This is a genomic window from Corallococcus sp. AS-1-12, assembly GCF_020036995.1.
Taxonomy (GTDB): Bacteria; Myxococcota; Myxococcia; order Myxococcales; family Myxococcaceae; genus Corallococcus.
Genome location: NZ_JAIQDD010000021.1, coordinates 111,443 through 124,896 on the forward strand (window position 1 = coordinate 111,443; position 13,454 = coordinate 124,896).

General features: G+C 71.8%; 10 protein-coding genes. 5 read left to right on the top strand and 5 right to left on the bottom strand.

Annotated features, from left to right (window positions below; genetic code table 11):
* Nucleotides 1–11 precede the first annotated feature (11 nt).
* Nucleotides 12–1,574 (top strand): ribonuclease H-like domain-containing protein, encoded by a 1,563-nt coding sequence (locus K8556_RS27445; RefSeq protein ID WP_223743069.1) that lies wholly within the window; start codon nt 12–14, stop codon nt 1,572–1,574.
* Between the two features lie 13 nt (nt 1,575–1,587).
* Here the strand turns inward: K8556_RS27445 and K8556_RS27450 are convergent, their stop codons facing one another.
* On the bottom strand, nt 1,588–2,337 hold the full coding sequence (locus tag K8556_RS27450; protein ID WP_223743070.1) for a biotin/lipoyl-containing protein: 750 nt from the start codon (nt 2,335–2,337) through the stop codon (nt 1,588–1,590).
* A 272-nt stretch (nt 2,338–2,609) separates the two neighbouring features.
* On the opposite strand from K8556_RS27450, the gene K8556_RS27455 reads away from it, so the two are divergent.
* The 3 genes from K8556_RS27455 to K8556_RS27465 all read left to right on the top strand — a co-directional run bounded on the left by K8556_RS27455 (nt 2,610) and on the right by K8556_RS27465 (nt 6,373).
* Nucleotides 2,610–3,830, top strand: coding sequence for an OmpA family protein (locus K8556_RS27455; RefSeq protein ID WP_223743071.1), 1,221 nt, complete (start codon nt 2,610–2,612; stop codon nt 3,828–3,830).
* A gap of 62 nt (nt 3,831–3,892) precedes the next feature.
* Nucleotides 3,893–5,239, top strand: a complete 1,347-nt coding sequence (locus tag K8556_RS27460) for a WGR domain-containing protein (RefSeq protein WP_223743072.1) — start codon at nt 3,893–3,895, stop codon at nt 5,237–5,239.
* A 9-nt stretch (nt 5,240–5,248) separates the two neighbouring features.
* Nucleotides 5,249–6,373 (top strand): STM4014 family protein, encoded by a 1,125-nt coding sequence (locus tag K8556_RS27465; protein WP_223743073.1) that lies wholly within the window; start codon nt 5,249–5,251, stop codon nt 6,371–6,373.
* Here K8556_RS27465 and K8556_RS27470 read toward each other — a convergent pair.
* The 4 genes from K8556_RS27470 to K8556_RS27485 all read right to left on the bottom strand — a co-directional run bounded on the left by K8556_RS27470 (nt 6,340) and on the right by K8556_RS27485 (nt 10,813).
* Nucleotides 6,340–7,239 carry an STM4011 family radical SAM protein gene (locus K8556_RS27470; protein ID WP_223743074.1) on the bottom strand — a complete coding sequence of 300 codons (900 nt, stop codon included), beginning with the start codon at nt 7,237–7,239 and terminating at the stop codon, nt 6,340–6,342. The two genes, K8556_RS27465 and K8556_RS27470, sit on opposite strands and share 34 nt — an antisense overlap.
* A complete protein-coding gene (locus K8556_RS27475) occupies nt 7,236–8,549 on the bottom strand; it encodes an STM4012 family radical SAM protein (RefSeq protein ID WP_223743075.1) in 1,314 nt (437 codons plus the stop codon). Before K8556_RS27475 ends, K8556_RS27470 begins: the two co-directional genes overlap by 4 nt.
* Nucleotides 8,546–9,358 carry an STM4013/SEN3800 family hydrolase gene (locus K8556_RS27480; RefSeq protein ID WP_223743076.1) on the bottom strand — a complete coding sequence of 271 codons (813 nt, stop codon included), beginning with the start codon at nt 9,356–9,358 and terminating at the stop codon, nt 8,546–8,548. Before K8556_RS27480 ends, K8556_RS27475 begins: the two co-directional genes overlap by 4 nt.
* 69 nt (nt 9,359–9,427) lie before the next feature.
* Nucleotides 9,428–10,813: a hypothetical protein gene (locus K8556_RS27485; RefSeq protein ID WP_223743077.1), complete on the bottom strand. Its 1,386-nt coding sequence runs from the start codon at nt 10,811–10,813 to the stop codon at nt 9,428–9,430.
* 235 nt (nt 10,814–11,048) lie between these two features.
* Here K8556_RS27485 and K8556_RS27490 point away from each other — a divergent pair, with 235 nt between their 5' ends.
* Nucleotides 11,049–13,349: a S8 family serine peptidase gene (locus K8556_RS27490; RefSeq protein WP_223743078.1), complete on the top strand. Its 2,301-nt coding sequence runs from the start codon at nt 11,049–11,051 to the stop codon at nt 13,347–13,349.
* The last annotated feature ends 105 nt before the right edge of the window (nt 13,350–13,454 follow it).

A 13,454-nucleotide genomic window follows, 5' to 3' on the forward strand; every position in this document is an offset into this window, starting at 1 on the left:
ACGGGCGCGGCATGGACCTGAAGCGCAAGCTGTCCCGACTCACCAGCGCGGGCCCCGGCAGTCAGGCCCGGGCGCCCGTGAACACCGTGGCGGTGGCTCCGGCGGTGGAGACACCCGCGGTGGAGGCGCCGGAGGTGGCTCGGATTCCGCCAGTGGAAGAGGCGGGGACGACCACCCTCGCGGAGGTGCTGGTCCAGGCGCTGCGCAAGCGCATGTCGATGGATGGGGAGGGGGAACCTGCCCTCAATGAGCCTCCTCCGCAGGACGATTCCTCCCACGAGGCCCGGCACGCGGACGGCCTCGTGGACCTGCGCGAAGAGGCGCGGCGGCGGTTCGCGGCGAAGCGGGGCGGCGGTGTGGACGGCCCCGCGGATCCCCGGGTAGAAACCCTGCGCCAGATGCTGTCTTTCTGGGCGGAGCGTCAGGGCACGGCGTCCGCTCGGAAGGCGGTGGCGCCGGTCCCCGAGCCGCGCGCATTGCCGGTGGAGGCGCGGTCGACGCCGCACGGCACGGTGCACGTGGCCGAGCAGGTGTATGCGCCAGACCACCGTCACGGCATGGCGCCGGTGGCGGCGGCGCTCGACGTGGACGCGCGGCTGGTGGCGGGGCTGGCGCTGCATCCGGAGCTGGAGTCGGTGGACTTCACGCGGATGCTGATGCTGGACACGGAGACGACAGGGCTCGCGGGCGGCACGGGCACGGTGCCGTTCCTGGTGGGCCTGGGCTGGTTCGAAGGCCGCTCCATGCGCGTGCAGCAGCTCTTCCTGCGGCGCATGGGAGAAGAGGCGCCCCTGCTGCGCCTGCTGGCCGAGCGCATGGCGTCGTCGTCCTGCCTCGTGACGTACAACGGCAAGAGCTTCGACTGGCCGCTCTTGCGCACGCGCTTCGTGCTCAACCGGGTGCCGGTGCCCAAGGAGCTGCCGCACCTGGACCTGCTGCACTGCGCGCGGCGCGTCTTCAAGCACCGGGGCGAGGGCGCGAGGCTGGTGCATCTGGAGTCGAAGGTGCTGGGGCATCACCGGGTGGGGGACGTGGACGGCTCGCTGATCCCGGAGCTGTACTTCCGCTTCCTGCGAGGCACGGACGGCTCGGAGCTGGTGCCGGTGCTGGAGCACAACCAGAAGGACCTGCTGCTGCTGGCGGCGCTGATGGGCGACCTGGTGCGCCGCTTCCAGTCGGAGGGCACGGAGCGGCAGGACCCACGGGATCTGCTGGGCTTCGCGCAGGTGGCGGAGAGGGCAGGGGACGCGGCGCGGGCGCTGACGTTCGCGAAGGCCGCGGCGGAGAGCGGAGGCCCGGTGGGAATCGAAGCGCTGGTGCTGGCCTCGCGCCTGTGCCGCCGATCGGGTGACTGCGAGGCGGCGGTGGCGCACCTGCAGCGGGCGCTGACGTTCGCGAAGCCCGGGCAGGGCGCGGTGCTGCACCTGTCCCTGACGAAGCTCTACGAGCACTCCCTCAAGGACCTGCCCCGGGCCCTGTACCACGCCAGGCTCGCCGCCCCCGTGGAGCTGCCCGACGAACACCGGCTCCGCCTGGAGCGCCTGGAGCGCCGCCTGTCCCGTCAGGGCGCCTGAGCGTCAGGCCGCCTCACGGCAGCGCATCACGCAGGCCCGGGAACCACGACACGAGCAGCCGCTGCGTTCCCAGCTTCACCTGCACCCGGCCCCACTCGCCGTCCTGGTAGACGCGCGTCTTGCCGTCGCGCTCGTAGGTCCGGTCCGGCACGTGCGCGCGGACCAGCACCGCGCCCTTCGGGTACGCTCCGTCTCGCCCCTGCGCCTTCGCGAACTGGAGCGACGCCTCCGGGCCTTCCACCTGCTCGATGACCGCGTCCAGCGGCTGGGGCATGCCCGGCATCTGGAACTCCAACGTCATCCCCGGCGCCAGCTCCGACCGGAAGTCCTCTGGGAACAGCGCGTAGAGCGACGGCATCACGTCCCGGTTCATCAACGCCACCACCGGCTGCCCCGCCTCCACCTGGGCCCCCTTCCTCACCGCCACCCGGCCCACCTTCGCCTCCAGCGGCGCCACCACCTCCGCCTCGCCGGACGCCGTCTCCAGCCGCGCCACCACCTGCCCGGCCTTGACCGGCTCGGTCAGCCCCACGTCCACCGACATCACTCGCCCCGCGGCCGGGGCCGGGACGTCCACCCACTCGCCCAGATGGAGCAGCACCGGGCCTCGCGCCGTGCGCTCCACCCGCACCATCCCCGCGAGCATCCCCAGCGTCACCACCGCCCCCACCGCGCTCCAGGTCCACGCCCGCCGTGAGAAACGGGAGGCCGCCTTGGGAGTGGAGGGGACAGCCGTGGGAGGGGACTCGGGCCGTGGATCCATGCTCGGAACAGGATGATCCATCCCGGCCTCGCCACGCCAGGACTGGTTGGAACGCGGGATTCACCGCCAGGCCCTCAACCGGATCCCCGAAACTTGACGGACCCGCACGCCTGCTCGCCCTACAGGGCTGTATCCCTGCATCGTCCCGGGGCGCCTTGTGCCATGCTGCGTGGCGTCTCGTGGATTCCACCTTCCTCAGATTCGGGTCCCTGGTCCTCGCAGGACTCCTCGCCCCGGGCGCGTTCGCGGCTGAAACCACCCGCGAGGAACAGGTGCGCGCGGAGCTGGAACGCCAACTGCGCGACATGGTCCCCGAGTCGCCCTCCGAAGTGCAGGTGCTCTTCGCGGGCTTCAAGCCGGAGGACGGCTACCGGCTCGTGGAGACCGACTTCCTCCTGGATGGCGAGCCGCTCGCCGTCCCGTCGCTGGAGGAGCTCAACGCGCCCGGCGTCCACCGGCTCGCGAACCTGAAGGTCGAACCCGGCGAGCACACCCTCGTCTCGCGCGTCACGTACACCAACGGCTCCTGGAGCCTGTTCAGCGAGACCAACGGCTTCCTCTGGAAGATCACCGCCTCCGTCGGCTTCCAGACCCAGCGCGGCCTGCGCGTCGTGGTGAAGGCGTCCCCCAGCGTCGTGCCCAACGCGCCGGATCCGCGCCTCAAGCTCAAGCTCTCCCACGCCGTCACCGCGGAGATGATCCAGCCGCTGAAGGACGAGCCCGCCGTCGTCACCGCGCCGCCCGTGAAGCCCGCGCCCGTGGACGCCGGCGCCCCGGTGAAGGTCGCGCAGCCCACGCCACCGCCGGACGCGGGCGTGAAGCCCACGACGACCGTGGTCTCCGTGACGCCGCCCGTGGAGCGCCCGCTGGTGGCCCCCAGCCGCCTTCGCCTCCAGGTGACGTCGAAGAAGCCCACCTCCGCCGTCGCCTTCGTGCGCGGCGCGGGCGAGCCCCTGAAGCTCACCGTGCCCGGCAAGAAGCCGCAGGACGTGGCCCTGTCCGCGGGCGCGTACACCGTGGACCTCATCGCCGAGGGCTTCCTCGCGCAGACGCGTCAGGTGGAGCTGGCCGCCGGGGCGGACACGTCGCTCGCCTTCGCGCTGGTGCCCGCGCCCAAGGCCGCCAAGGCCGCCAAGGTGCAGGAGGGCCGCATCGAGCTGCCCCAGCCCCTGAGCTTCGACGAGAAGAAGCCCGTGCCCGCCAAGGCCTCGCTCGCGGGCCTGGACCTGGCGGTGGACCTGCTCGTGCGCGACCCGAAGGCGCGCCTGCGCGTCGAGGGCCACACCGACTCGCGCGAGGTCCCCGAGCCCGCGCGCCAGAGCCTCTCCGACGCCCGCGCCCGCGCCGTGGCGGACATGCTGATCCGCGCCGGCGTGGCCCCGTCCCGCGTGGAGGCCGTGGGCCTGGGGGACCGCAACCCCAAGGCCCCCAACCTGATTCCCCGTGGCCGCGAGCTCAACCGGCGCGTGGAGCTGGTGCTGCTGCGCCCCTGAGCCTTGAGGTTGCCGGAGGGCTCCTCTAGCGTCCCGGGCGTTCTTCGCCAAAGGGACACGCGATGCCTCGCTTCGAGTTCACGGAAGGCAGCTCCAGCAAGTTCTGGGAGATCACCCTGGAGGGCACCACGCTGACCAAGCGCTGGGGCCGCATCGGCACCGACGGCCAGGAGAAGGTCGAGGAGTTCGACTCCAAGGCGGAGGCGAAGAAGGCCTACGACTCGCAGATCCGCGAAAAGGAAGGCAAGGGCTACACGCGCGTCGAGGCCGGGGAGGGTGACGACGGCGGGGAGGCCACCGCCGAGTCCGCCGTCAACCCGGACCTGGAGGCCGCCATCCTCGCGAAGCCCGACGACGTGAAGGGCTACCTCGCGTACGCCGAATGGCTCAAGGGCGAGGGAGACCCGCGCGCCGAGCTGATCCTCCTCCAGCACTCCGCGCTGGAGGCGCCCGCGGCCACGCGCAAGAAGGTGGCGACGCTCATCGAGGCCCACGCCAACGAGCTGCTGGGCGAGTCGCTGGCGGAGGCCGTCTCCGACGAGACCCTCAAGCTGGAGTGGCACCTGGGCTTCATCCGCGAAGCCCGCCTGGGCCAGGTGGACTACGACTCCACGGCGGACATCCCGGACCTGCTCGCCGAGCTGCTGGCCCACCCGTCCGCGCGGTTCCTGAGCCGGCTGACGCTCGGCATGGCCAGCTTCGATGGCGAGAACGACTACGACGAGGCGCTGGCGGTGCTCGCGAAGGCGAAGCCCGCCCCGCCGCTGCGCTCGCTGTTCATCGGCGACTTCGAGTTCCCGGACGAGACGGAGATCTCCTGGACGCAGGTGGGCGATCTCAAGGCGCTCTACAAGGTCTACCCCCAGCTCCAGGAGCTGCGCGTGCGCGGCGGTGAGATCGGGTTCGGGAAGATCGACCTGCCGGAGCTGCGCTCGTTCACCGTGGAGACCGGTGGCCTCCACCAGGGCGCGGTGAAGGAGATCGTGAAGGCGAAGTGGCCGAAGCTGGAGTCGCTGGAGATCTGGTTCGGCCAGGAGAACTACGGCGCGAGCGGCGGCGTGAAGGACCTCCAGCCGCTGCTCGACGCGGAGGGCGTGCCGGCGCTGCGCAAGCTGGGGCTGCGCAACGCGGAGTTCACGGACGAGCTGTGCGCGGCGCTGCCCAGGTCGAAGATCCTCGCTCAAATCGAAGCGCTGGATCTGTCCATGGGCACGATGTCCGACGCGGGCGCGGACACGCTGGCCCAGAACGCCAAGGCGTTCGCGCACCTCAAGACGCTGGACGTCACCCAGAACTTCCTCACGAAGGCGGGCCAGAAGACCGTGGCCACCGTCGCGAAGTCCGTGGCGAGCGGCAACCAGCGCACGCCCTACGACGAAGAGTCGCGCTACGCCGCCGTGGGCGAGTAGCCCGTCTCCATGCCGCCGTTCCTGATCATCGGCAACCCCGGGAACCGGCGCGTCACGCTCTTCCAGGAGGCCCTGGTCCGCGCCGGGCTTCCTCCCGCGCACGTGGTGGCGTGGGAGACGGTGGCCCGGACGCCGGACGTCCTCCTGGAGCTGCCCGACACGGAGCGCCTGGTCCGCATCGACGCGGCGGGGGAGGACGCGGCGGTGGAGCGCCTGTTCCTCCAGCGCGGCTTCGCGGATGCAATCGCCGCCGGCTGCGACACCGTGACGCCCGAGCAGTTGGCTGCACTGCCGGAGGAGCACGGCCGCGTGCTGTGCCCCCGGCAGCACCACCTGGGCTTCCTGCGCGTGCTGGAGGACCTGTCCGCCCGGCTCGCGCAGCGCCCCCGCTGGCGCGTGCTGTCCTCGCCCGGCGCCATCTCGGACCTGTTCGACAAGCGGACCACTTCGCGCCGGTACGCGGGCCTGGGCATCCCCGTGCCGCCGTTCCTGGACGTGGCCCCGGGCACGACACCTGAAGCCCTGCGCCACGCCCTGCGCGAGGCGGACTTCCGCGAGGCGTTCGTGAAGCTGTCCTGCGGCTCGTCCGCGTCGTGCCTCGCCGTGTACCGGCCGGGCAGGGGGCCAGGGTCGCTGCTCACCAGCCTGCACCGGAGCGCCACCGGCTGGTTCAACTCCCTCAAGGTGCGCCGCGTGACGGACGCGCGGGAGGTGGACGCGGTGCTGGCCTTCCTCCTGCGCGAGGGCTCACAGGTGGAGCAGTCCCGGCCGAAGGCGCGGCTGGGCGGGGACATGTTCGACTGCCGCGTCGTCACCATCAGCGGCGAGCCCGTCTTCACCGTGGTGCGCCAGAGCCGCCTGCCCATCACCAACCTGCACCTGGGCGGCTACCGGGGAGACCTGGATGCCTTTCATGCTGCGGTGCCGCCCGGCGAGCTGGAGGCCGCGCTGGAGAGCTGCCGCGCCGTGGCCCGCGCGCACGACTGCCTCCACGTGGGCATCGACCTGATGTTCGAGGACTTCTTCCACGGCCACCGCGTGCTGGAGGCGAACGCCTTCGGGGACCTGCTCCCCGGCCTCACGCGCGACGGCCTGTCCGTCTACGACTGGGAGATCCGCGAAGCGCTGCGCTGAGCGCCGCCCGTCCACAGCCGCGTCTCCGGCACGCGCTCCAGCAGCCCGGAGCCGAAGACGCGATCCAGCTCCAGGTACTCCAGGTGCACGTAGCCGATGTGACACCCGCACGTGTCCTTCGAGCACGGGCGCGGCTTCAACGCCGCGTCGAAGTCCGGCGCGTAGAGGTTGCCCAGCGGCTCCTTGATGAAGTGGCACCGGTACGCGGTGCCGTCACCGTCCACGGACAGCACGGACTCGCCGCCACGGCAGGCCCGGCCCCTGCTGGGATGGCGCGTGTTGTTCACCGGGAAGAGCGGGTCGATGCGGGTGAAGCGCTCCACGTCCTCGGGCGTGTACGCGTCCAGGCCGTCCTTCACCGCGTTGATCCACAGGTACGTGTCCTCGGGGAGCTCGCGGCGCAGGGCCTCCGCCTCGTCCGCGAAGCGCCGGAAGCCCACCATGCCCGCGCTGTGCCGCACGCCGTGCTCCGACAACCGCTGGCACTGCGCGAGGAAGCGAGAGCGCTTCATCCACTCCGGATGGTACGTGGCCCAGACGCCCAGCTTCTCCGTGCGGCAGTCCGGGAGCCAGTCCAGCCGGCAGGAGAGGTTCGTCTGCACCGCCGCGCGCTCCACGTGGGGCAGGTGCGTCAGCCTCGCGAGGGCCTGCTGGTACCAGGGCCAGATGAGCGCCTCGCCCCACGGCGTGAAGAACACGGACACGGTGTCCCGCGTGCGCGACTCCACCCACTGGAGGAACCGCTCCAGGTCCGCGCGGTCCTTCGTCAGCTCCTCCTCGCTCTGCTTCCACTTGCCGAAGGGGCAGTACTCGCAGCCGTAGTTGCAGCCGGAGAGCGGGCCCCGGTAGAGCACGGTGAGCTTCATCTCCAGGCGTACTCCGCCATGCGCGCGCGCACGGCCTCGGAGTCCAGCCACGGGCCAATCAAGTCGGAGCGCTCCACGCCCGCGGCCGTGAGCTGGAACACGCCGTCCACGTCGCGCGCCAGCCCGTGCGCCTCCAGCTCCGCGAGCATCGGGAAGTCCGCCTTCGCCTCAGTGCCGAAGCGCTGACGGTACGCGCCCGGGTCCACGCCCTCCGCCAGCAGCGACAGCACCAGGTGCCGGTGGCGCTGCTCGGCCGCGTCCAGCACGAAGCCGTAGCGCACCTCCCCGAAGGACGCCGTGTCCCGCTCGCTGTACGCCTGGATGATGCCGCGCACCTCGCGCGAGGCCACCGCATACTCGGACGAGTAGTGCACCGCGCCCGTGTACGAGCGCGCCCCCACGCCCAGGCCCACCATGCCGTCCTCCTGGCAGCGGTACACCGCGCCGCGAGCCGCGGGGGCATGCGCCGCGCGGAACATCCGCATGGACACCTGCGTGTAGCCGCGCGACAGGAGGAAGTCCCGGCCGGTCCGGTAGAGCGACAGCCGCAGGTCGTCCCACGCGCGCGACTTCTTGCCCAGGAAGGTGAGGGGCCGCACGTAGAGCGGGTAGAGGTACAGCTCCTCGGGCGCGTACCGCAGCGCCGCCTCCAGCGAGTGGAGGAACGTCTCCACCGTCTGTCCCTCGATGCCGTAGATGAGGTCCAGGTTGAGCGTGGGGAAGCCCGCGCCGCGCAGCAGCTCCAGCGTGGCCTCCACCCGCGCCGTCTTCTGGGGCCGCTTCACCGCGGCGACCTCGGACTCCAGGAAGCTCTGCACGCCCATGCTCACCCGGTCCACACCCCGGGCCTTCAAGAGCGCCACCTTGTCCGCGTCCACCGTCTCCGGCGACACCTCCACGGACATGGGCACGTCGCGAGCGTCCACGCCCAGCTCCGCCGCCAGGTCGAACACCGTCTCCAGCCCCGCGACGTCCAGCAGGGTGGGGGTGCCACCGCCCATCGCGGCCCGCGCGAAAGTGGCCTGTCCCAGCGCCTCCTTCACCCGGCGGGCCTCGCGCTTCAGCGCGGCGAGCCACGCTGCGACGACGTCCTCCTTCGGGCCCGCGGCGGTGAAGAGGTTGCAGAACCCGCAGCGCATCTCGCAGAACGGGACGTGCAGGTAGAGGAACAGCGCGTCCCGCCGCTCCTTCGCCCACACGTCCTCCAGCGGCAGCGCGGGCGTGAGCGGGCGGTAGGCCGTCTTGTGCGGGTAGCCGTAGAGGTACGCCACGTACGGCGTCCCTTCGAGCATCGACTCCAGGCGCGTCATGGCGCGGAGTCTACCGGCAGCACGAACTGGCCATAGGGCACCGTCCACACCACCGGGTGCCCCAGCCGGTGTCCCGAGTAGCCGTCCTCGCCGTACGCCGTCCCGTGGTCCGAGCACACGATGCAGAACGCCGGGCCGCGCCGGCGCAGCGCCTGGAACAGGGGCGGCAACTGGCGGTCCACGTACGCCAGGGCCGCCGCGTGCGTCGCCTTGGAGTCCTCCGTCGCCCCGGGCACGTAGTGCCGGTTGGGCTGGTGCAGCGCGGAGACGTTGATGAACAGGAACACCCGCCGCTCCCGGGGCAACGACCCGAGAATCTTCACCGCGAGTGATACCTGATTTTCCGTGGATCGCGGCTCGGTGACGCCCAGCTCGGGGGCCCAGTGCGCCTCGGAGAAGAGGCCCGGGAGGACGCGGCCCAGGGGGTTCCGCTGGTTGAAGAAGCCCGTCCCGCCAATGCACACCGTGTGATAGCCGCGCCCGGCCAGCCCGGTGACGAGGTCCGGCGCGTCCAGCACGCAGGTGCCGGGGCCCGTGGTCTCGCTGCCCTCGAAGCGCAGGGCGAACGGGCGAGCGTGCCGGCCCGGGGTGACGGGGGTGGGGAGGAAGCCCGCGAAGAAGGCCTGGTGCGCGGCGTAGGTGAAGCTCGCCGGGGTGTGCCGCTCCTCCCACCGGCCGCCGGGCAGCAGCGCGGCCACGGTGGGGGTGCGGCCTGCCTCCAGCTCCTCCCGGGCCACGTCGTAGCGGAGCGTGTCCAGCGTGAGGAGGAGCAGGTCGTGCGTGCCGACCAGCGCGTTCACGTCATGCATGCGGACAAACGGGGCGGGGAGGGGACCTCATCGATGGGAGGTCCCATACCCCGCCTGGGGACGGCGGGACTACGACATCGGCGTGGTCTCGGCCGGGGGGCGCGGCTGGGCGGGGGCTTCCGCCGGCATGGACTCGAGCGGGCGGCGCGCGGCGTTGGGGTTCCGGGTGTCCACGGTCGAGTTGTAGAGCGTCGTGGCGAAGGTCTGCTGCCCGCCCGTGGACAGCGTGCGGAAGGCGCGGTCCAGCGCCTGCTGGCCGCCCTGCAGGCCCTGGCCCAGGGTGCGCTCCACCAGCGCGCGCGCCTGCTGCTCGTTGAGGCGCACGGAGAACGGGCCGCTGCCGGACGCCGCCGCGTCGTCGCCGGAGAAGGCGCCGCGCGCGATGGCCGCCGCGTTCGGATCCGTGAAGGTCAGCTCGTAGCTCGTCTCCGGGGGCTGGCCGGGGCGCGTGGTCGTGGTCGCCACCACGGAGTCGTTGATGGCCGTGCGCGCCCGGCCGTTGCCGTCCGCGCCCACCTGCATCTCCGTCGTCTGCGTGCTGCCCGCCACGTTGCGGTCCGTCTGGCGCACGGTCTGATCACCAGCGCCGTCCGCCGAGAGCCGCGTCTGGCGCTCGGAGGTGGCCACGCTCTGGCCCAGCACGCGCCCGTCGCGGGTCTGATCCAGCGTGTCCGTGCGCTGCACGTTGCTCACGCCCGGGCCGTTCTCCCGGGGCAGTTGGCCGGTGCGCATGAAGTCGTCATAGGCCGCGCGGCCCTCCGGCGTGCGGATGTTGAAGTCCGCGGACTGCGAGTGCCCCAGGCGCTGATCCTGCCGGCCCTCCAGGCCGCGGATGTTGGTGGCGTCCCGCTGGCGGCCGTCGCTGGTCACCGTGGCGCGCACGGTGTCTTCCGACGTGCGCTGCAGCTCGTAGCGCTGCGTCTGGGTGCGGTCGTACGACGTGCTCAGCCCCAGCCGCTCGCCCAGCCTGCCCGGGCCCGCGCGCAGGCCCACGTTGAAGCCCGCCTGGCCCTGGACCTCCGCCCGGGCGCGGGTGCCCACCGGCCACGTCTCCGGAGCGGCGGGGTTGGGCAACTGGCCGTTGCGGATGGCGTCCGTGGCGGCCTCGCGAGGCACCTCCACGCGCAGGCTGCCCTGCAGCCCGAACGAACCGCCCGCGCTCACCGGCCCCAGCCGCGTCGGAACGCCGCCCCGGGGCGTCGAGCCGCGGTTGCCCACCTGGCCCTGGGCCTCCAGGACGAAGTTGTCACCCTGCGTCGTCACCCGGGCGCGGCCCGACGGGCGCAGCGCGGCGGCGGGCGAGAACGAGTCCCGGTTGCGCTCCGCCGCGGCCTGCGACGCGGGCGCCTCCGCCGGCTGCGTCCGTGGCGGCGCGCTCGCGGGGCGGGAGGCGGGGACCGTCGACTGCGTCGGCTGGAAGGTCGGAGTGGGACGGTTCGGATTGATGGAAGTCATGGGTAATGAGGTTATCGGTCTTTCGGTCGCTTTGTTTCCGCTCAGTGTGTGGCTCTTGCACTCCTGGGTCTTGAGAGAATCCGGCCACTTCCGCCCATCCAGAACCACCTGCACCTACCGGAAGGACGCACTCCCGGCGAAAAAAGCACGCCCTATTGCAACTGAGTGGCAGGGACTTGAAATACAGCCTTAATACGTATTACAGGTTTTTCTCACTTTAAAGGGAGTGCACGACATGCAGAACATGCGGAAGCGGTTCTCGACGTCTCGTGGTGGCTGGCGGCCGGTGACGGCGCTGGTGCTGGGCTGCACCCTGGCGGTTCCGGCTGGAGCGCTCGCGGCGGAGCGCACCCCTTCAACGGCCACGCGGGCCGCGGCGTCTCCGGGCGCGGCGGTGGCGACGGCGCTCAAGGCGGGGGGCACCACGCTGGCGACGCCGTCGGGGTGGGTGTTCCACCAGACGGCGCGGCCGGTCAGCGGCCTGCGCACGCTGGACGTGGTGCGGGACACGGGCGTGCAGTTGCACGTCTGGCGGGAGCGGCAGGCGGACGGCACGGAGCGCGCCTTCTCCGCGTACACGCGCGGCGGTTCGGAGCTCCTGGGCCGCGTGCAGCAGGAGGAGTACCTCATCCGGCTGGCGGAGGCGTCGTTCGACCCGCTGGCCCGCGCCGCGCCGCTCCTGGGCAACGCGCTGGTGGCGGACCGGGACAACACCCTGTCGCTGGTGCAGTTCCACGCCACGCCGCTGCCGGAGTACCGGGAGACGATCGAGAACGCGGGCGGCAAGGTGCTGCGCTTCCTGTCGGACCACACGTACCTGGTGGAGATGCCGTCGGAGGTGCGCGCGCGCGTGGCCCAGCTCCCGGCCGTGCGCTGGGTGGGGGACTACCACCCGGAGTGGCGCGTGGAGCCGGTGCTGCGGGATGCGCTGCTCGGACGGGCGGCGGCGCTCTTGCCCCAGCGCTACTCCATCATGCTGGGTGAGGGCGGCGCGGCCCGTCAGGCCCGCGTGACGGCGCTGGTGGAGCGGCTGGGGGGCAGGGTGGACCTGGTGGAGCCGGGCGGCCTGCGCGTGGAGGCCACGCTCACCCAGGAGCAGTTGGCCTCGGTCGCGCGCGCCAACGAGGTGCAGTTCATCGACCGCTGGGGTGGCCCCGGCGAGGTGGACATGGACATCGTGCGCGAGACGGGCGGCGCCAACTACGTGGAGGGGCTGAAGGGCTGGAACGGGCAGGGCGTGCGCGGGGAGATCTTCGACACCGAGCTGCGCACCACCCACCGCGAGTGGCCCACCGCGCCCATCATCCACAGCACGGGCACGTCCTCCGGTTCTCTGCACGGGACGGCCTGCTACAGCCACAACTTCGCCCAGGGCGTGGATCCGCTGGCCAAGGGCCTGTTGCCGGGCGGGCAGGGCATCTTCTTCCTGTACTCGGAGGCCACGCAGTTTGGCGGCACCAAGTCCCGCCTCGCGATGAACCAGGAGCTGCTCAACCCGAGCGGCCCCTACCGCGCGGTGTTCCAGACCTCCAGCGTGGGCAGCACGCTGACGACGGCGTACACGACCATCTCCGCGGAGGTGGACGACTACCTGTTCAAGGCGCCCATCCTGAGCACGCAGTCGCAGAGCAACTCCGGCACGCGCAACTCCCGGCCGCAGGCGTGGGCGAAGAACATCGTCTCCGTGGGCGGCATCCGGCACTACAACACGCAGACGCGCACGGATGACCGCTGGTCGTCGGGGGCGAGCATCGGCCCGGCGGCGGACGGCCGCATCAAGCCGGACCTGGCCTTCTACTACGACAACGTGCGGGGGGCGTACGGCTCCTCGGACAGCGCCTACACGGAGTTCAGCGGGACCAGCTCCGCCACGCCGCAGACGGCGGGCCACTTCGGCCTGCTGCACCAGATGTGGCACGAGGGCGTGTGGGCCGGGCACGGCAAGAAGGCGGACGTCTTCACCAGCCGCCCGAAGATGGCCACGGCCAAGGCGCTGATGATCAACGGCGCGTCCAAGTACAACTGGCTGGCGGGCGGCGCGAACGCGGACATCGACCGCAACAAGCAGGGCTGGGGCACGTCGGACCTGAAGCGCCTGTACGACCGCGCGCCGAAGACGTTCATCGTCGACGAGACGGACGTCCTCGCGCCGCTCGGGAGCAGGACGTACACCTTCACGGTGACCAGCGGTGAGCCGGAGCTCAACGTCACGCTGGCCTACACGGACCCGATGGGCACGGTGGGCGCGGCCCGGGCGCGCGTCAACGACCTGTCCCTGCGCGTGACGGCGCCCAACGGCACGGTGTACTGGGGCAACAACGGCCTGACGGCGGGCAACGTGTCCACGTCCGGAGGCGTGTCCAACAAGGTGGACACCGTGGAGAACGTCTTCCTCGCGAACCCCGCCGCGGGCACGTGGACGGTGGAGGTCCTGGCGGACGAGGTGGTCCAGGACGCCCACACGGAGACGACCGCGGTGGACGCGGACTACGCCCTGGTGGTGAGCGGCGTGACCCTCACGGCGAAGCTGCCGTAGGCGTACCAGGCGCGGGCTCCGGTGTGTCCGGGGCCCGCGCTGCGGGGCTTGCGCCCGTCGGCCGTGAAAGAAACACTCCCGCACCTGAGCCCTGACTGAGCGAAG